The sequence below is a fragment of the Variovorax sp. Varisp53 genome, from assembly GCF_059491555.1.
The window spans coordinates 3,504,025-3,520,543 of sequence record NZ_CP168512.1; the positions used below are offsets into that span (position 1 = coordinate 3,504,025).

At 68.1% G+C, this 16,519-nt stretch carries 18 protein-coding genes; 13 read left to right on the plus strand and 5 right to left on the minus strand.

Going from position 1 to position 16,519, the window contains the following annotated elements; translation table 11 throughout:
- Positions 1–61: 61 nt before the first annotated feature.
- From ACEOAB_RS16365 to ACEOAB_RS16385, 5 genes are all read left to right on the plus strand, one after another.
- On the plus strand, positions 62–847 hold the full coding sequence (locus tag ACEOAB_RS16365; RefSeq protein ID WP_056592236.1) for a sulfurtransferase: 786 nt from the start codon (positions 62–64) through the stop codon (positions 845–847).
- A 12-nt stretch (positions 848–859) separates the two neighbouring features.
- A complete protein-coding gene (locus ACEOAB_RS16370; RefSeq protein ID WP_413749389.1) occupies positions 860–1,579 on the plus strand; it encodes a response regulator in 720 nt (239 codons plus the stop codon).
- Entirely contained in the window at positions 1,527–3,122 is a 1,596-nt protein-coding gene (locus ACEOAB_RS16375) for a sensor histidine kinase (RefSeq protein ID WP_495652969.1), read from the plus strand. Before ACEOAB_RS16370 ends, ACEOAB_RS16375 begins: the two co-directional genes overlap by 53 nt.
- A 143-nt stretch (positions 3,123–3,265) precedes the next feature.
- Positions 3,266–3,796 carry a tripartite tricarboxylate transporter TctB family protein gene (locus ACEOAB_RS16380; RefSeq protein ID WP_413749387.1) on the plus strand — a complete coding sequence of 177 codons (531 nt, stop codon included), beginning with the start codon at positions 3,266–3,268 and terminating at the stop codon, positions 3,794–3,796.
- Between the two features lie 4 nt (positions 3,797–3,800).
- A complete protein-coding gene (locus ACEOAB_RS16385; RefSeq protein ID WP_007837948.1) occupies positions 3,801–5,369 on the plus strand; it encodes a tripartite tricarboxylate transporter permease in 1,569 nt (522 codons plus the stop codon).
- A 336-nt stretch (positions 5,370–5,705) separates the two neighbouring features.
- Here the strand turns inward: ACEOAB_RS16385 and ACEOAB_RS16390 are convergent, their stop codons facing one another.
- The 4 genes from ACEOAB_RS16390 to ACEOAB_RS16405 all read right to left on the minus strand — a co-directional run bounded on the left by ACEOAB_RS16390 (position 5,706) and on the right by ACEOAB_RS16405 (position 8,768).
- The gene (locus tag ACEOAB_RS16390) at positions 5,706–6,629 is read right to left on the minus strand and encodes a pirin family protein (protein ID WP_056592227.1); all 924 of its coding nucleotides are present in this window, start codon (positions 6,627–6,629) and stop codon (positions 5,706–5,708) included.
- A gap of 23 nt (positions 6,630–6,652) precedes the next feature.
- On the minus strand, positions 6,653–7,204 hold the full coding sequence (locus ACEOAB_RS16395; protein WP_056592224.1) for a flavodoxin family protein: 552 nt from the start codon (positions 7,202–7,204) through the stop codon (positions 6,653–6,655).
- Positions 7,205–7,538: 334 nt separating this feature from the next.
- Positions 7,539–7,991 carry a DoxX family protein gene (locus tag ACEOAB_RS16400; protein WP_413751417.1) on the minus strand — a complete coding sequence of 151 codons (453 nt, stop codon included), beginning with the start codon at positions 7,989–7,991 and terminating at the stop codon, positions 7,539–7,541.
- Between the two features lie 75 nt (positions 7,992–8,066).
- Positions 8,067–8,768, minus strand: coding sequence for a pirin family protein (locus ACEOAB_RS16405; RefSeq protein WP_056592218.1), 702 nt, complete (start codon positions 8,766–8,768; stop codon positions 8,067–8,069).
- Between the two features lie 161 nt (positions 8,769–8,929).
- Between ACEOAB_RS16405 and ACEOAB_RS16410 the strand changes: the two genes are divergently transcribed.
- The 7 genes from ACEOAB_RS16410 to ACEOAB_RS16440 all read left to right on the plus strand — a co-directional run bounded on the left by ACEOAB_RS16410 (position 8,930) and on the right by ACEOAB_RS16440 (position 15,049).
- Positions 8,930–9,883 (plus strand): LysR family transcriptional regulator, encoded by a 954-nt coding sequence (locus tag ACEOAB_RS16410; RefSeq protein WP_056592214.1) that lies wholly within the window; start codon positions 8,930–8,932, stop codon positions 9,881–9,883.
- 119 nt (positions 9,884–10,002) lie between these two features.
- Positions 10,003–11,085, plus strand: coding sequence for an NAD(P)/FAD-dependent oxidoreductase (locus ACEOAB_RS16415; protein WP_495652970.1), 1,083 nt, complete (start codon positions 10,003–10,005; stop codon positions 11,083–11,085).
- Between the two features lie 10 nt (positions 11,086–11,095).
- Positions 11,096–12,061, plus strand: coding sequence for a tRNA glutamyl-Q(34) synthetase GluQRS (gluQRS, locus tag ACEOAB_RS16420; RefSeq protein WP_056594308.1), 966 nt, complete (start codon positions 11,096–11,098; stop codon positions 12,059–12,061).
- Positions 12,061–12,834, plus strand: a complete 774-nt coding sequence (gene trmB, locus ACEOAB_RS16425; RefSeq protein ID WP_056592211.1) for a tRNA (guanosine(46)-N7)-methyltransferase TrmB — start codon at positions 12,061–12,063, stop codon at positions 12,832–12,834. Before gluQRS ends, trmB begins: the two co-directional genes overlap by 1 nt.
- Positions 12,835–12,889: 55 nt before the next feature.
- On the plus strand, positions 12,890–13,339 hold the full coding sequence (locus ACEOAB_RS16430; RefSeq protein WP_056592209.1) for a helix-turn-helix transcriptional regulator: 450 nt from the start codon (positions 12,890–12,892) through the stop codon (positions 13,337–13,339).
- A gap of 34 nt (positions 13,340–13,373) precedes the next feature.
- Positions 13,374–13,784, plus strand: a complete 411-nt coding sequence (locus tag ACEOAB_RS16435; RefSeq protein WP_007834908.1) for a VOC family protein — start codon at positions 13,374–13,376, stop codon at positions 13,782–13,784.
- 95 nt (positions 13,785–13,879) lie between these two features.
- The gene (locus tag ACEOAB_RS16440) at positions 13,880–15,049 is read left to right on the plus strand and encodes an ABC transporter substrate-binding protein (protein ID WP_056592207.1); all 1,170 of its coding nucleotides are present in this window, start codon (positions 13,880–13,882) and stop codon (positions 15,047–15,049) included.
- A 15-nt stretch (positions 15,050–15,064) separates the two neighbouring features.
- On the opposite strand, the gene ACEOAB_RS16445 is transcribed toward ACEOAB_RS16440, so the two are convergent.
- Positions 15,065–15,787, minus strand: a complete 723-nt coding sequence (locus ACEOAB_RS16445; RefSeq protein ID WP_413750452.1) for a Crp/Fnr family transcriptional regulator — start codon at positions 15,785–15,787, stop codon at positions 15,065–15,067.
- A 103-nt stretch (positions 15,788–15,890) separates the two neighbouring features.
- Here ACEOAB_RS16445 and ACEOAB_RS16450 point away from each other — a divergent pair, with 103 nt between their 5' ends.
- Positions 15,891–16,484 carry an HD domain-containing protein gene (locus ACEOAB_RS16450; protein ID WP_413750453.1) on the plus strand — a complete coding sequence of 198 codons (594 nt, stop codon included), beginning with the start codon at positions 15,891–15,893 and terminating at the stop codon, positions 16,482–16,484.
- Positions 16,485–16,519 lie beyond the last annotated feature (35 nt).

Sequence of the window (16,519 nt, forward strand, 5' to 3'; positions counted from 1 at the left end):
CCTGCCGGGAAGAGGCCCCGAGTCAGGGAAGCCCCACCGGCGGCACCTAAAATCCCGCCCCGTGCAAGAGATTTTGAATATCGCGGCCTACAAGTTCGTGGCCATCGACGACAGCCCCGTGCTGCGTGAAGACCTGCGCGCCCGCGCGCAGGCCCTGGGACTCATGGGCACCATCCTGCTGGCGCCCGAGGGCATCAACCTGTTCCTGGCCGGCCCCACCGACGGAGTGCGGGCTTTTCTGGCGCATTTGCGCGCCGATGCGCGCTTTACCGACCTCGAGGCCAAGGAAAGCTGGTCCGCCGCGCAGCCCTTCCGCCGCATGCTGGTGAAGCTCAAGCGCGAGATCATCCGCATGGACCATCCGGCCATCCAGCCCGCCGCGGGCCGGGCGCCCGGCGTGGACGCTCCTACGCTCAAGCGCTGGCTCGACCAGGGCCATGACGATGAGGGCCGGGAGATCGCCCTGCTCGACACGCGCAATGCCTTCGAAGTCGATTACGGCAGCTTCGAAGGCGCCATCGACTGGCGCATCGGCAAGTTCACCGAGTTCCCGCCCGCCCTCAAGGCGCATCGCGAGGAGTTCAAGGGCAAGACGGTCGTGAGCTTCTGCACCGGTGGCATCCGCTGCGAGAAGGCCGCGATCCTGATGCGCGAGGAAGGCGTGGAGCACGTGCTCCAGCTCGAAGGCGGCATCCTGAAGTACTTCGAGGAGATCGGCAGCGCGCACTACCAGGGCGACTGCTTCGTGTTCGACGGCCGCGAGGCCCTGGCGCCCGACCTGAGCGCGCGCTCGGCACGCGCCAGTGCCCGCGCATCCGAAGATCCGGATCTCGGCATCAAGAAATAACACGGGCGCCGGATGCGGATCCTCCTGGTGGAAGACGAACTGGACATGGCCTCGTGGCTGGTCCGCGCATTGACCCAGAGCAGCTTCGTGGCCGACCATGCGCCCGATGCGCGCACCGCCGAGGCCTTCATGGCCGGCACCGAATACGACGCCATCGTGCTCGACCTGCGCCTGCCCGACAAGCACGGCCTGAGCGTGCTGGCCGACATGCGCAATGCCGACGACCGCACGCCGGTGCTGATCCTCACCGCGCAGGGTGCCTTGCAGGACCGCGTGCGCGGCCTGAACCTGGGCGCCGACGACTTTCTCACCAAGCCTTTCGAGCTGGCCGAACTCGAAGCGCGCCTGTCGGCCCTGGTGCGCCGCAGCCGCGGCAAGCAGCACCCGCGCCTTCAGTGCGCCTCGCTGTCGTACGACAGCCAGAGCCACGCCTTCACGCTGCGCGGCACGCTGCTGTCGCTCACGCCGCGCGAGCAGGCCGCGCTCACCGCCCTGTTGATGCGCAGCGGCGCGCCGGTCGGCAAGTCGCAGCTCTTTGCCAAGGTGTTCACCAACGACAGCACTGCCGGCCCCGATGCCATCGAGGTGGTGCTGCACCGGCTGCGGCGCAAGCTCGCGGACAGCGACGTGCGCATCGTCACCGTGCGTGGCCTGGGCTATATGCTGGAGAGCATTGCCGATGGATCCTCTGCCCCAGCAGTCCGCCCCGAGCTCCCCGGCGAAGACGACTGAGCCGGCGCCGCAGCAAGCGCAGCGCTTCGGCATCCGCGCGCGGATGCTCGCGCTGCTGCTGCCCGGCATCGTCGCGCTGCTGGCGCTCGACAGTTGGAGCGACTACCAGGCGCTGACCGATTCGCTCGTGGTCGCCTACGACCAAAGCCTGCTCGAGCCGGTGCAGGCGCTGGCCAACGGCATCGTGGTGGCCGGCGACGGCAGCGTGCGGGTGCAGGAGCCGTTTTCGATCCAGGCGATGTTCGAGTCCACGCACCTGCGCTACAAATACCTGCACGTCGGCGTGCAGCGCATTCCGAAGGGCGAGGCGCTCGACGTGAAATCGCCCGAGACCACGCTGATGGGCGTGCCTGCCCTGCCCCGCCCGGCGCAGCGTCCGCCCGACGGCACGCCGGTGTTCTACGACGCGGTGCACGAACAGCATCCGGTGCGCGTGGCCGCGCTGCGGCAGACGGTGTACGACGACGTCCACCCCGGCGTTGCCTACAGCGTGCTGATCCAGGCGGCCGAGGGCATCGGCCCGCGCGCCGCGGCCCAGGCCGAGACACTGCGCCAGGAACTCCTGCGCGACACGCGCATGGTGGTGGTGATGGCGCTGCTGGTGTGGCTCGGCGTGGCCTGGTCGCTGCGCCCGCTGGAGCGCCTGCGCCGCTCGCTGCGCGAACGCTCGCGCGACGACCTGAAGCCGCTCGACGCCAGCGGCGTGCCGCATGAAGTCGTGCCGCTGGTCGACGCGGTGAACCACCACATCGCGGGCCACCGGCGCATGGTGGCCAAGCAATCGCAGTTCCTGGCCGATGCCTCGCACCAGTTGCGCACGCCGTTGAGCATCCTGTCGATCCAGGCGGGCTACGCGGTGCGCGAGACCGATCCGGCACGCATGCGCGAATCGCTGCACGCCATCGTCGCGCAGCTCGCGCGCACGCGCCGCCTGAGCGAACAGTTGCTGGCGCTGGCCCACGCCACCTCCGAAGACGAGGCCGCACCGGCCGAGCCCGCGGTGGCCGACCTCAACGCCATCGCGCGCGCCGTGGTGCTGCAGTACCTGCCGCTCGCGCGCGAGAACGACCAGGACCTGGGCTGGGTCGATGCACGCGGCGACACTGCAAACGGCGTGGCGGACATCGACAGCACCGACGCGGCCGGCGAGGAAGACGACCCACCCGTGCTGCCCGTCGCGGCCAACGCCGCCGAGCTGCACGAGGCGCTCGCCAACCTCGTGCACAACGCCATCAAGTACACGCCGCGCGGCGGCAACATCACCGTGACCGTGCGGCGCGAGGCTTCGTACGCTCTGGCCGAGGTGTGCGACAGCGGGCCGGGCATTGCGCCCGAACGACGCGAACAGGTGTTCGAACGCTTCCATCGCGACCCCTCCGCAGGCGCCGGTCCGGCGCACGGCGCGGGCCTTGGCCTGACCATTGCGCGCAGCTATGCGCGGCGCAACGGCGGCGAGATCGAACTCGACAACGCCGACATGCCGGAGAGCGCCAACGGCGGCGGACTGCGCGCAATCCTGAGGCTGCCGCTGCGCGCCTTCTGAAGTCCTTTTTGCAAGGGTTTCACCGGACATGCCGGTACGTGATTACACGTATTTTGCGGTTCGCAAGGCCGCCAGAGCCTCTTCCGAAAGGGGATTGAAAGTCTCGATTCCTAGACTGCGCTCCTTCCAAACGAAGGAGACTTATGCAGCACCAGCTCGGTGAAGATCCGGCCTCGCACGCGCCCCGGCCCGCTTCAAAATTCAAAAAAAATTACTACGGCGGCGCCCTGCTGATCGTCACTGGACTGGCCGCGGTATACGCCGGCATCGGCTACCGCGTGGGCGAGCTGGCGCACATGGGACCGGGCTTCTTTCCGGTTGCGCTCGGCGGGTTGCTGGCGCTCACCGGCCTGCTCATCGCCATCTCGGCGCGCGGCGAGAAGTCCGCGAGCGGCGCCAGTGAAGAGGCCGCGTCGCACGGCCATCCGGGCGGCATGCCCGACATGCGCGGTTGCATCTGCATCATCCTCGGCATCCTCGCGTTCCTGCTGTTCGGCGAGTACGGCGGCCTGCTGCCGGCGACCTTCGCGATCGTGTTCATCTCGGCGCTCGGCGACCGCGACAACACGCTGACCGAGGCGCTGCTGCTGGCGCTCGCGATGTGCTTCATCGCAGTGGTGGTCTTCTGGTGGGCGCTCAAGCTGCAGCTGCCCCTGTTCCAGTGGGGAGGCTGAGATCATGATCGGTCAATCGCTCCACGACCTCTGGTTCGGCTTCGGCGTTGCGTTCCAGGGCTCCAACCTGCTGTGGTCGTTCTTTGGCGTGCTGGTGGGCAACCTGATCGGCGTGCTGCCGGGCATGGGCGCGCTGCAGGCCATCTCGATCCTGCTGCCGCTCACCTACGCGATGCATCCGGTGCCCGCCATCCTGATGCTGGCCGGCATCTTCTACGGCTCGCAGTACGGCGGCGCCATCGGTGCCATCCTGATGAACATGCCCTCGCACCCGCCGCATGCGGTGACCTGTCTCGACGGGTACCCGATGACCAAGCAGGGCAAGGGGGGCGTCGCGCTCGGGGTGACGATGATCGCCTCGTTCTTCGCGGCGTCCGTCGGCATCATCGTGATGATCTTCGCCTCGCCGCTGCTGGTGCAAATCGCGTTCAAGTTCGGCCCGACCGAGATCTTCTCGATCATGCTGCTGGGCCTGCTCGCCGGCTCCACCATGTCGCGCGGCTCGCCGCTCAAGGGCGTGGCGATGACGCTGTTCGGCCTGCTGTGCGGCGTGGTCGGCACCGACGTGAACAGCGGCAGCTTCCGCTTCGCGTTCGGCCTGCCCGAGCTGAGCGACGGCCTCGAACTCGTGGCGATCTCGATGGGCCTGTTCGGCGTGGCCGACTTCCTGCTCAACGTGAACCGCATGAAGGCCATCGGCGACACCGGCACGCTCAAGCTCAGCGACATGCGCCCGAGCAAGGAAGAACTCAAGCGCGCCTTCCCCGCCATGCTGCGCGGCACGCTGGTGGGCACGGTGTTCGGCGCAATGCCCGGCACGGGCCCGACCATCACCACCTTCATCGCCTATGCGCTGGAGCGCAAGGTGTCGAAGACGCCGAACAAGTTCGGCACCGGCATGATCGAAGGCGTGGCCGGCCCCGAGGCCTCGGCCCATTCGAAGACGCAGGTCGACTTCATCCCGACGATGAGCCTGGGCATTCCGGGCGACGCGGTGATGGCGCTGATCCTGGGTGCGCTGCTGATCCAGGGCATCCAGCCCGGCCCGCAGCTCATCACCGAGCATCCGGACATCTTCTGGGGCCTGATCGCCTCGTTCTGGATCGGCAACGTGATCCTCGTGATCCTGAACGTGCCGATGATCGGCGTGTGGGTGAAGCTGCTGAAGGTGCCCTACAAGTACCTGTTCCCGGCCGCGATGTTCTTCATCGCGACGGGCGTGTACAGCACGCAGAACAGCCTGTTTCAGATCTGGGAAGTGCTGGTGTTCGGCATCGTCGGCGCCGTGCTGATGACGCTCGAATTCTCGGTCGCACCGATCCTGCTGGGCTTCGTGCTCGGCCCGATGGTGGAAGAGAACTTCCGCCGCGCGCTGCTGCTCTCGCGCGGCGACATGTCGGTGTTCGTGACGCGTCCTATCAGCGGCACTTTCATCGGCCTGTGCGCGCTGCTGCTGGCGGGCGTGGGTTACTCGGCGTGGCGCGCTCGTGGAGGCCGCAAGGCCATGGTCGAGCTGCCGAAGGCGCCGGAAGGTTCGCCGCCGGCCGAGGCGGTGTCGCTCAGCGGCGAATAGCCCGCGCGCTTCGCCAATGCATAGGGCCCGTTGAGCGGGCCCTTTTTCATGGCGCTGTGCGTGCGTTCAGGGCGCGATCACGCCGACGCGGTGACCTTTTTCGCGAATGTCCCCCGCCCTTCGGGCTCCTCCTTTATTTCGCGAAAAAGGCCCCCGCATCGACGTGATCGTTCAGAGCACTTGTTGATCGAGCGAAACAACAGCAACGCTCGTTGTGCACAGGGCACCGGGTGCTCCCCGCAGCGAAATAAAGGAGGAGGCCGCAGGCCGGGGGACATTCGCGGAGAGGAGTACCCGGTGCCCTGCGCACGCGCCCTGGACAACGGCCACTCGAGATCAGACCGGCGTAGTGCCCACATCAGGCTCGCGCACGCCAAAAGGCTTGCCTGGCAGCGGAATGAACTCGGTCTCGCCGGGCACATGGCCCATGCGCTGGGCGGCCCAGTCGGAACCGGCTTCAAGGATGCGCTCGCGCCGGCTGGAGACGAAGTTCCAGGTGATGTAGCGCGGTCCGTCGAGCGGTTCGCCGCCGATCACCATCAGGCGCGCGGCGGTGTCGGAAGCCAGCACCGCGCCCTGGCCGTCGGGCAGCACGGCCATGGTGTGCACGGAAACAGGCTCGCCGTTCACGCTGACATCGGCATCGACCGCATAGATGGCCAGCTCGGGCGCCAGCGCGGGCAGCACGAAGCGCCCACCTGCCGGCAACGCGATGTCGAGGTACACGGTCTGCGACAGCGTCTTGACCGGCGAACGCGCACCGAAGGCCTCGCCCACCAACACGCGCACACCGGCGCCCTGCTCTTTCAGCTCGGGGATCGCGTCGGCCGGCGTGTGCTCGAAGCTGGGCTCGATCTCTTCATGCGCCTGCGGCAATGCGACCCACAGTTGCAGACCGTGGTTCACGTAGGTGTCGGCCTTGAGGCGCTCGGGCTTGCGCTCGGAGTGCACGATGCCGCGCCCCGCCGTCATCCAGTTGATGGCGCCGGGCAGGATCTCCTGCACGCTGCCGAGGCTGTCGCGATGCATCATCGCGCCCTTGAAGAGATACGTGACCGTCGAGAGGCCGATGTGCGGATGCGGCCGCACGTCGTGCTCGGTGCCCGGCTGCTCGGTGGCCGGGCCGAAATGGTCGAAGAACACGAACGGGCCGACCGATCGGCGCTGCGCCGCGGGCAGCAGGCGCCGCACCTTGAAGCCACCGCCGAGGTCCTTGTCGTGCGGGTTGAGCAATTGGGTCTCGGGGTTGGTGTCGGTCATCGTGTTCTCCGTGGGGTTGCCGGTTATTCGCGCGATCTTGCCACTGTGCCGATGCGCTCGCCGAACGCGCGGGCGGTGTCGAAGTCGCCTTTCGCCATCTCGGCCGGGCTGGCGTCGGTCGGCGACTGCGTCAGCAGGCCGCCGTAGCCGCCCACGTAGTTCATCGAGTCGCGCGTGGCGGCCTTGTTGTTGGCCGGCAGGATGCCCATGCTGACCCAGATGCCGCCGTGCTGCATCGCGAGCGTCCAGAGGTAGGTCATGGTGGTGACCTTGTCGCCGTTCATGGTCGCGCTGTTGGTGAAGCCGGCGAAGAGCTTGTCCTTCCAGCCCTGCGTGTACCAGACCTTCGACGACGCGTCGGCGAACTTCTTGAACTGCCAGCTCACGCCGCCCATGTAGGTGGGCGAGCCGAAGATGATCGCGTCGGCCGCGGCCAGCAGTTCCCAGCCGCCTTCAGGCAGGTTGCCGTCCGCATCGATGGCGAGCAGTTGGGCGTCAGCGCCATCGGCCACGGCTTGCGCCACGCGCTGGGTGTGGCCGTAGCCGGAATGGAAGACGACGACGATGTTTGCCATGGGATGTTTTCTCCAGTGACGGTGGGTTGTTCGGAGTGCTTTTGTTCGGGGTGCGTGCACAGGCCACCGGGTACTCCCCTCCGCGAATGTCCCCCGGCCTTCGGCCTCCTCCTTTATTTCGCTGCGGGGAGCACCCGGTGCCCTGTGCACGATGGGCACGCTGTTGGTTTGCAGCCGATCAACCAGTGCTCTGAACGATCACGCCGATGGGGTGCCTTGCGCAGCGAAATAAAGGAGGAGGCCGCAGGCCGGGGGACATTCGCGGAGCAAGGTACCCCGTCGGCGTGAGCGCACCCCGAAACAACTCGAAGTGCGCGAAGCCTCCAGGAAGAGCTTACTTTCTATCGATGCTGAAACGACCAGCGCCGAAAGCAGCGATCGCAAGCAGGCCACCGGCAATCGCGATGTTCTTGTTGAAGTTGATCTGCTGCATCATTTTCATCGCGTCGGGCGCGGACCAGTACTTGTGGAAGAACAGCGCCGTGACCACAGAGAAGATCGCCATCACGATGGCGGTCCAGCGGGTCTTGACGCCCAGCAGCAGCGCGATGCCGAGGCCCAGCTCGACGACGATCGCGATGGCCGCCGCCACTTCGGGCAGCGGCAGGCCGGCCGAGGTGATGTAGCCGACTGTGCCGCCGAAGCCCATGAGCTTGCCGATGCCGGCGGGAATGAACAGGTAGGCGACCAGGATGCGGCCGATCAGAGCGAGCGTGTCTTGTGTGGAATTGGCGGTAGTGGTGGTGGTTGTTGCGGTTGCGGTTGCGGTTGCGGTTGCGGTTGCCATGGTTGAAAACTCCTCGGTTGTTGAAAAAGAAAAAAGAGAAAAGAACCGGGCGCACCGAGCGCCCGGCAAGGGGGATCAGGCGGCCAGGTCGAACACCAGCACTTCGGCGTCCTTGCCGGCGCCCAGCGTCAGTTGCGATTCGCCCTGCAGCATCGCGGCGTCGCCGCCCACGAGCTTCTGGCCGTTCACTTCGAGCTCGCCGCGCACCAGGTGCACATAGCTCTTGCGCTGCGGGTCGAGCGCCAGGCTGGCCTTTTCCTCGCCGTCGAGCAGGCCGGCGTACAGGCGGGCATCGGCATGCACCGTCACCGAGCCGTCGCTGCCGTCGGGCGAGGCCACGAGGCGCAGCTTGCCGCGCTTCTCGGCGTCGGTGAACTGCTTCTGTTCGTAGCCCGGCGCAATGCCGCGCACATTCGGCTCGATCCAGATCTGCAGGAAGTGCGTGGTCTCGTCGGCCTTGTGGTTGAACTCGCTGTGCATCACGCCGCGGCCAGCGCTCATGCGCTGCACGTCGCCGGGAGGGATGCTTTCCACGTTGCCCATGCTGTCCTTGTGCGCCAGTTCGCCCGAGAGCACGTAGCTGATGATCTCCATGTCCTTGTGGCCGTGGGTGCCGAAACCGGCGCCCGCCGCCACGCGGTCTTCGTTGATCACCCGCAGGTTGCCGAAGCCCATGTAGGCAGGGTCGTAGTAACCGGCAAAGGAAAAGCTGTGGAACGAGCGCAGCCAGCCATGATCGGCATAACCGCGTTCCTGAGATTTACGGACTTGCAACATCGTAGAACTCCTTTGGCCCTGCCCCTTTGGGGGTATGCGGGCCTCTTTCATATGCCGCGCCGGATGCGCAGCGGATGTAAAGAACTTTAGGTCCGCACCCCATTCGGAAAGACGCCTCGGTTTGATGGCACCATTCAAATAATTTGATCAATGGAGCCCCCATGCCCAGCCCCCGAGACGTGCTGACCCCCGACGCCCTCGCCATGCTCCAGACCGTGGCCGGCACCGGCAGCTTTGCTGCCGCCGCCCGCTCGCTGAATCTCGTGCCGAGCGCGTTGAGCTACCGCGTGCGCCAGATCGAGGACGCGCTCGACGTGCTGCTGTTCGACCGCAGCGCCCGCCAGGCGCGGCTGACCGAGGCCGGAGCCGAACTGCTGCGCGAGGCCGACCGGCTGCTGGCCGAGATCGATGCGGTGGCCAACCGCGTGAAGCGCGTCGCCACGGGCTGGGAGCCGATGCTGACCATCGCGGTCGACAGCGTGATCGCGCGCGACCCGCTGCTCGACCTGGCCACCGCCTTCTTCGCCCTCGAGCCGCCGACGAGGCTCAAGCTGCGCGACGAGACGCTGCTGGGCACCATCGAGGCGCTGACCACCGGCGAGGCCGACCTGGCCATCGGCGCGGTGCTCGATGCGGCGAGCCTGACGTTCACCGCCACCGGCATCCGCAGCCGGCTGATCGGCGAGCTGCGCTTCGTCTACGCCGTGGCGCCGCACCATCCGCTGGCGCGCATGTCCGAGCCGCTGAGCGACGCGGTGATGCGGCAGCACCGCGCGGTGGCCGCAGCCGATTCGGCGCGGCACGGCCCCAGCATGACGGTGAACCTCGTGGGCGGGCAGGACGTGCTCACCGTGCCGAGCATGCAGGCCAAGATCGCGGCGCAGCTGCACGGGCTGGGCGGCGGCTTCCTGCCGGAGCCGATGGCGCGGCCGTACATCGAGGCCGGGCACCTGGTCGAGCTGAAGACAGAGCGCAAGCCGCCGCTTGGAACGATGCATTGCGCATGGCGCGTGCGCAGCGCGGGCAAGCCGGGGAAGGCGCTCGAATGGTGGCTGGCGCAGTTCGAGCATGAAGGCACGCGGCGCGCGTTGCTCGAGCGGCATCGGGGCCGATAAGTATTGCCGAGGAGCGCGCGGCGTCGCTAAGGGTGTGCCCTCAGGCGAAGCCCCTCTCGGACCGATGTAGAGTGCAGACACATCCAACCGCATTCCCACCCAGAAGAAAAGAGTCTGCAATGAGCACTCGCGCAACTGCCAAGCCCTCCGTCCGCCACCGAACCCCAGCCACCCCGCGCCATTACGCCGTCGTCGGCGCTGGCATTGCCGGGGTGGCCTGTGCGCGAACGCTGGTGCAAGCCGGCCACAAGGTCACGCTGTTCGAACGCGAGGCCACGGCCGGCGGACGCATGGCGAGCATCGACACCGCCTTCGGCCGCTTCGACAGCGGCGCGCAGTACTTCACCGTGCGCGACCCGCGCTTTGCGCTGGCGCTGGCAAGCACGCCCAGCCTGTGCAAGCGCTGGAGCGCCAACCTCGTGCGCGTGCTCGACGCCCACGGCCGCGTAGCCGAGGCGGCCCTGCCTTCGCTCGAGCCGCACTGGGTGGCGCAGCCCGGCATGGATGCGCTGGTGGCCCATTGGGCCAAGCCGCTCGGCGACAGCCTCGTCGCCGGCACGCAGGGCACGCAGATCGAGTGCGATGCACTTGCCCCCCAGCGCTGGCAGCTGCGCACCACGGGCACCGACGACTCCCGGCACGTGTATTCGGGCTTCGACGCCGTGCTGCTCGCCGTGCCGCCTTCGCGCGCCCGCGCGCTGCTGGGCGACGGCAAGCTCTCGGCCACGCTCAGCCGCAAGATCGAACCCGTGCGCATCGCGCCCTGCTGGACGCTGATGATCGCCTACCCCCAGGCCAACCAGCCCACCATGTCGCACCTCGGCCCGCAGTGGAACGCTGCGCGCAGCACCCACCACCGCGTGGCATGGCTGGCACGCGAATCCTCCAAGCCCGGCCGCGAGCCCGTCGAACGCTGGACGCTGCAGGCCAGCGCCGCGTGGTCGCAGGAACACGTGCGCGACACGCCCGCGCGCGTCGAGGCCAAGCTGCTGCGTGCCTTCGCCGAGATCACCGGCGTCCATGCCACCCCCGCGCACGCCCAGGCGCTGTGCTGGAGCGAAGCGCAGACGCAGGTGCCGATGGGCACCACCCACCTCTGGGATGCCAAGGCGCACATCGGCGTGGCCGGCGACTGGTGCACCGGCCACCGCGTGGAAGACGCGTTCCTCTCCGGCCTGTCGCTCGCACTCGACGTCATCTGACCGGGAGATGATGAGGGAGACCGGCCGCTTCGCGCCCTCGCCCACCGGCCCGCTGCATGCGGGCTCTCTGGTGGCAGCGCTGGCAAGCTGGCTCGACGTGCGTGCCCGCGGTCCGCAGGCGCGCTGGCTGGTCCGCATCGAAGACGCCGACACCGAGCGCTGCCTGCCCGGCATGGGCGAGCACATCCTCCAGCAGTTGGCTGATTGCAGCCTGCTGCCCGACGAAGCCCCCGTGTGGCAGACACAGCGCACCGCGCGCTACGAAGCCGCACTGGCCAGGCTGCAGGCCAGCGACCTGGCCTACCCCTGCGGCTGCTCGCGCAAGGACATCAACCAGGCGCTCGCGCGCCTCGGCCTGCGGCACGAGCGCCACGGCGAGCGGGTCTATCCTGGCACCTGCCGCGACGGACTGCACGGCAAGCCGGCGCGCGCCTGGCGCTTCGCCACCGGGAAGTTCGAAGCCGACCGGCCGCCCACGCCGGGCGTGCCCTGGGAGGAAGAAGACGCCGACGCCCCGGATGCCGGCAGCGAACTCTGCTGGACCGACCGCCGCCTCGGGCGCCAGTGCCAGAACGTGAGCCGCGATGTCGGCGACTTCGTGCTGCGCCGCGCCGACGGCCCCTGGGCCTATCAGCTCGCCGTGGTGGTCGACGATGCCGAACAGGGCGTGACCGACGTGGTCCGCGGCGAGGACCTCACCGACAACACGGCGCGCCAGATCCTGCTGCAGCGCGCGCTCGGTTTTCCCACGCCGAGCTACCTGCACACGCCGCTGGTGCGCGGCGCCGACGGCGACAAGCTGTCGAAGCAAAACGGCGCGATCTCCATCGACACGGGCACGCCCGAAGCCGCCCTGGCCGCGCTGGACAGCGCCGCACGCGTGCTCGGCCTGCGACCCGCCACGGCCACCGGCTGCGCGGACGCCCTGGCCGGCTGGGTGCCCGAATGGCGCGCTCTCTACAATTCGCAGCCGTAATGAATTCTCCCGACACCGTGTCCAACGACCTCCCGCGCAGCGACGATGCGCCCTCTTCCGACGGCAGCGACGACGACGCGGCCAAGCCGCACCCGCTGCATCGCCGCCTCAAGAGCTTCGTGAAGCGCGCCGGCCGCACCACCGACGGCCAGGCACGCGCCTTTTCCGAACTGGGCCCGCTGTTCCTCCTGCCCTACAAGCCCGAACCGCTCGACCTGACTGCCGCCTTCGGCGGCCGCGCCGGCCCTACGGTACTGGAGATCGGCTTCGGCATGGGCGAGGCCACAGCGCACATCGCCACCGTGCTGCCCGAGACCAACTTCCTCTGCTGCGAAGTGCACGAGCCCGGCGTGGGCGCGCTGCTCAAGCGCATCGGCGAGCAGTCGCTGTCGAACATCCGCATCTGCGCGCACGACGCGGTCGACGTGCTCGACCACATGCTGCAGCCCGGCACCCTGGCCGGCGTGCATGTGTTCTTCCCCGACCCGTGGCACAAGAAGCGCCACAACAAGCGCCGCCTGATCCAGCCCGAGTTCGTGACCAAGCTCGCGCAGCACCTGCGCCCCGGCGGCTACATCCATTGCGCCACCGACTGGCAGCCCTATGCCGAGCAGATGCTCGAAGTGCTGTCGACAGAGCCGCTGCTGCGCAACACGGCCGAAGGCTACGCACCCAAGCCCGGCTACCGCCCGCTCACCAAGTTCGAGAACCGCGGCATCAAGCTGGGGCATGGCGTGTGGGACCTGGTGTTCGAGCGGGTCGCATCGACCTGAGCACGCCCCGTCAGCGGGCTTGAGCGCCCCGGTGGGGCGTGGCACGATCCCGCGGATGACCAGCAAACCCGAAGCAGCGCAGCATCTGCGCGACCTCGCACGGCTGCGCCGCGTTCGCGACCGCATCGACCGGGAATACGCACAGCCGCTGGACGTCGAGGCGCTCGCCTACGGCGTGCACATGTCGGCCGGGCACCTCAGCCGCCAGTTCCGGCTCGCCTACGGCGAGTCGCCCTATTCCTATCTGATGACCCGGCGCATCGAACGCGCGATGGCGCTGCTGCGGCGCGGCGACCTCAGCGTCACCGAGGTCTGCTTCGAGGTCGGCTGCTCGTCGCTGGGCACCTTCAGCACGCGCTTCGCCGAACTGGTCGGCGTGCCGCCCAGCACCTACCGGCGGCAGGCCGCGCATGCGGCCGCGGAAATGCCGGCGTGCGTGGCGAAACAGGTGACCAGACCGATCAGGAATCGAGAAGCGCCGCTCGGCGGTCCGAATCTAGACTGACCGGCCTGACAACACCTGGACCGAACCGAGCACCATGAACATCACCATTCACGCGAGTTTTCTTCCCCACAACGACCCCGAGGCCTCCCTGGCCTTCTACCGCGACCTCCTCGGCTTCGAGGTCCGCAACGACGTCGGATACGGCGGCATGCGCTGGATCACGGTCGGCCCCGCCGGCCAGCCCGGCACGTCCATCGTGCTGGCGCCGCCGGCCGCCTACCCCGGCATCACCGACGACGAGCGCCGCACCATCGCCGAGATGATGGCCAAGGGCACCTACGCCGCCATCCTGCTGGCCACCCCCGATCTCGAGGGCACCTTCGCACGGCTGCAGGCCAGCGACACCGAGATCGTCCAGGAGCCGACCGACCAGCCGTACGGCGTTCGCGACTGCGCCGTACGCGATCCTGCAGGCAGCCTGATCCGCATCCAGCAGCTGTCCTGAGCCGGCCCCTGCGACGAGGGAGGCCGAGCTAACCCGCCTTCCCCCTTGGCCCCGAAATTGCTACACTTTTTTACTAATGTGAAAGAAGGTGTCCAATGAACGGATCACGCAGAAAGTGGTTGGGCAAGGCATGGGGCGCAGTGCTGCTGGGCAGTGGCATCGGCATTGCCCGCCCCGTCATGGCGCAGTCCGCGCGCGCGGCGGCTGGCGCACCGCATGTCGTGCTGCTCGGGCAATCGGTGCCGCTCACGGGCAGTGCCTACGAGATCGGCACCGCCTTCGCTGCCGGCAGCCGCCTCGCGGTGAGCCAGTTCAACGAACGCAACGCCGCCAATGGCCTGCAGCTGAAACTGCTGCAGCTCGACGATGGCTACGACGCGGCCCGCGCGGCCGCCAACGCGCGCACCCTGCTCACCACCCACAAGGCCGACATGCTCTTCGGCTTCGTCGGCACGGCCAGCAGCGAGGCCGGCGCCAACGTTGCGACGCAGCAGGGCAGCCTGCTGTTCGCGCCCTTCGCGGCCTCCGACACGCTGCGCGGCGTCGACCATCCCAACGTGTTCCACGTGCGGCCCGGCATGATCGACGAGGCCCTCAAGATAGTGAAGCAGTGCGCCACCGTGGGGCAGACCCGCGTGGCGCTGGTGGGCGACGACGACGCGATGGGCCGCGCCGGCCTCGCGGCCGTCGAGCAGGCCATCAGCGAACTCAAGCTGACGCCGCTGGTGGCGACGGCACTGGTGCCGCCGACCGGCGACAAGCTCGACGCAGCCTTGAAGACGGTGCAGCAGCAGTCGCCCCAGGCCATCGTTCTGGTGTCGCTCTCGGGCACCACGGCCAACGCCATCCGCAAGCTGCGCAAGAGCGGCTATGCGGGCAACTTCATGGCCTTCTCCATCGTCGGCATCGACCCGCTCTACGCCACGCTCGGCAAGGACATCGGGGGCATCGTGATCTCCCAGGTGGTGCCCTCGCCGCGGCCATCGGCCATTCCGATCGTCAAGGAATACCTTGCGGCCGTCGACAACTCCGACCAGACCGCGTCGTACGAAGGCCTCGAAGGCTTCATCGCGGCCAAGGCGGCCGGCGAGGCCGTGCGCCGCGCGGGCCGCGGCTTCAACACGGCGAGCCTGCTGCGCGTGATGTCCGGCATGACCGACTACGACGTGGGCGGCTTCCGCATCAACCTGCGCCCGGGCCTGCGCGACAACGTGCGCAGCATCGACCTCATCAGCATCTCCGCCGACGGCCGCGTATTGCGCTGACGCCGGCGCACGGGCTCAACCCGTGCTCACCAGCGCCTGCAGCGCATCGATCGACCGCAGCTCGATGCGCCCGTAGCCCAGTGCGACGACGCCCTCGCCTGCCAGCGCATTGAGCTCCTTCGACAGCGTCTGCCGCGTCACGCCCAGCATCATGGCAAGCGCCTCCTGAGGCAGCTGCAGTTGGTGCCGCAGGTGCACCGATTGCGTGGCATCGCCGCGCGCCAGCACCAGCAGCCGGTGCGCCACGCGGGCGCGCAGGCTGCGCAGCATGGCGTCTTCCGTCAGGCCGTAGAGCATGCGCACGCGCGCCGCCAGCATCGCGGCGATGGCGTTGGAGAAGACCACGTCTCGCATCAGCTGCACGAAGGCCGCGGGCGGCACCGCGAGCAGGTCGAGCGCCTCCAGCGCGGTGGCGTCGTGCGTGCGCGGCGAGCCGTCGATCAGCGTGATCTCGCCGAACCAGTTGCCGGGCTCCAGCACCGCGAGGATGGCCTCGCGCCCGTCCTGCCGCAGGGACGAGATCTTGATGGTGCCCGCCACCAGCCCATAGAAGCCGCCGCCGGCCGCGTGAATGGGATCGCCCTGGCGAAACACCATCGCGCCGCGCCGTGCATGGATGAGCTCGGCCGCGCCGAGCAGCGCCTCCCGTTGCGGGCGCGGAATGCTGGTGAACCATGGATTGCCCTCGAGGGCGCCGCGATGCGCGGCAGAGAGGCGGGGTTTGGACGAAGTGGCCATGCGGGCGGGGGTTTACCAGAACCCTGCATTGTCAAATTCTTGACAGTTCCAGGTCAAGCGCAGGCATACAGTGACCGGCACCCACAAGAACGGAGACCTCACGATGAGCAACGCACGCGCAAGTTTCAGGAGCATGCAGGAAAGCACGCGCGAAGACTGGCAGCTGATCGGCGGCGAGTTCATGCAGTTCGCGGGCGGCCTGCCCGCACGCGTGATCAAGCACCTGCAGATCCTCGAAGGCGACTACGGCGGCTTTCCGGTCGACCGCTACACCCATTCGCGGCAGACCGCCACCCGCGCACTGCGCGATGGCCGCGACGAGGAGTACGTGGTGTGCGCGCTGCTGCACGACATCGGCGACACGCTCGGCAGCTTCAACCACCCCGACATCGCCGCCGCCATCCTCAAGCCCTTCGTGAGCGAAGCCAACCACTGGATGGTGCAGCACCACGGCATCTTCCAGGGCCACTACTTCTTCCATCACATCGGGCTGGACCGCGACATGCGCGACAGCTTCAAGGACCATCCGCACTACGAGCGCACGGCCGAGTTCTGCGCGCTCTACGACAACCCCGCTTTCGACCCCAAGGCCGAGACCCTGCCGATCGGCGAATTCGAGCCCATGCTGCGCCGTCTGATGGCGCAGCCGAAGCAAAGCATCTACAAGGCGGCCTTGCAAGAGCCGGCTGCGGCCTGATGCCGAATTCCACAACCTCCAAAGGACACCACACC

Coding starts and splice junctions, on each gene's coding strand:
- ACEOAB_RS16405 (WP_056592218.1), bottom strand. CDS start 8,768: ATGTTGCAAGTCCGTAAATCTCAGGAACGCGGTTATGCCGATCATGGC.
- ACEOAB_RS16435 (WP_007834908.1), top strand. CDS start 13,374: ATGAACATCACCATTCACGCGAGTTTTCTTCCCCACAACGACCCCGAG.
- trmB (WP_056592211.1), top strand. CDS start 12,061: ATGAATTCTCCCGACACCGTGTCCAACGACCTCCCGCGCAGCGACGAT.
- ACEOAB_RS16390 (WP_056592227.1), bottom strand. CDS start 6,629: ATGACCGACACCAACCCCGAGACCCAATTGCTCAACCCGCACGACAAG.
- ACEOAB_RS16385 (WP_007837948.1), top strand. CDS start 3,801: ATGATCGGTCAATCGCTCCACGACCTCTGGTTCGGCTTCGGCGTTGCG.
- ACEOAB_RS16395 (WP_056592224.1), bottom strand. CDS start 7,204: ATGGCAAACATCGTCGTCGTCTTCCATTCCGGCTACGGCCACACCCAG.
- ACEOAB_RS16450 (WP_413750453.1), top strand. CDS start 15,891: ATGAGCAACGCACGCGCAAGTTTCAGGAGCATGCAGGAAAGCACGCGC.
- ACEOAB_RS16445 (WP_413750452.1), bottom strand. CDS start 15,787: ATGGCCACTTCGTCCAAACCCCGCCTCTCTGCCGCGCATCGCGGCGCC.
- ACEOAB_RS16400 (WP_413751417.1), bottom strand. CDS start 7,991: ATGGCAACCGCAACCGCAACCGCAACCGCAACCGCAACAACCACCACC.
- ACEOAB_RS16410 (WP_056592214.1), top strand. CDS start 8,930: ATGCCCAGCCCCCGAGACGTGCTGACCCCCGACGCCCTCGCCATGCTC.
- gluQRS (WP_056594308.1), top strand. CDS start 11,096: ATGAGGGAGACCGGCCGCTTCGCGCCCTCGCCCACCGGCCCGCTGCAT.
- ACEOAB_RS16415 (WP_495652970.1), top strand. CDS start 10,003: ATGAGCACTCGCGCAACTGCCAAGCCCTCCGTCCGCCACCGAACCCCA.
- ACEOAB_RS16375 (WP_495652969.1), top strand. CDS start 1,527: ATGGATCCTCTGCCCCAGCAGTCCGCCCCGAGCTCCCCGGCGAAGACG.
- ACEOAB_RS16380 (WP_413749387.1), top strand. CDS start 3,266: ATGCAGCACCAGCTCGGTGAAGATCCGGCCTCGCACGCGCCCCGGCCC.
- ACEOAB_RS16430 (WP_056592209.1), top strand. CDS start 12,890: ATGACCAGCAAACCCGAAGCAGCGCAGCATCTGCGCGACCTCGCACGG.
- ACEOAB_RS16370 (WP_413749389.1), top strand. CDS start 860: ATGCGGATCCTCCTGGTGGAAGACGAACTGGACATGGCCTCGTGGCTG.
- ACEOAB_RS16440 (WP_056592207.1), top strand. CDS start 13,880: ATGAACGGATCACGCAGAAAGTGGTTGGGCAAGGCATGGGGCGCAGTG.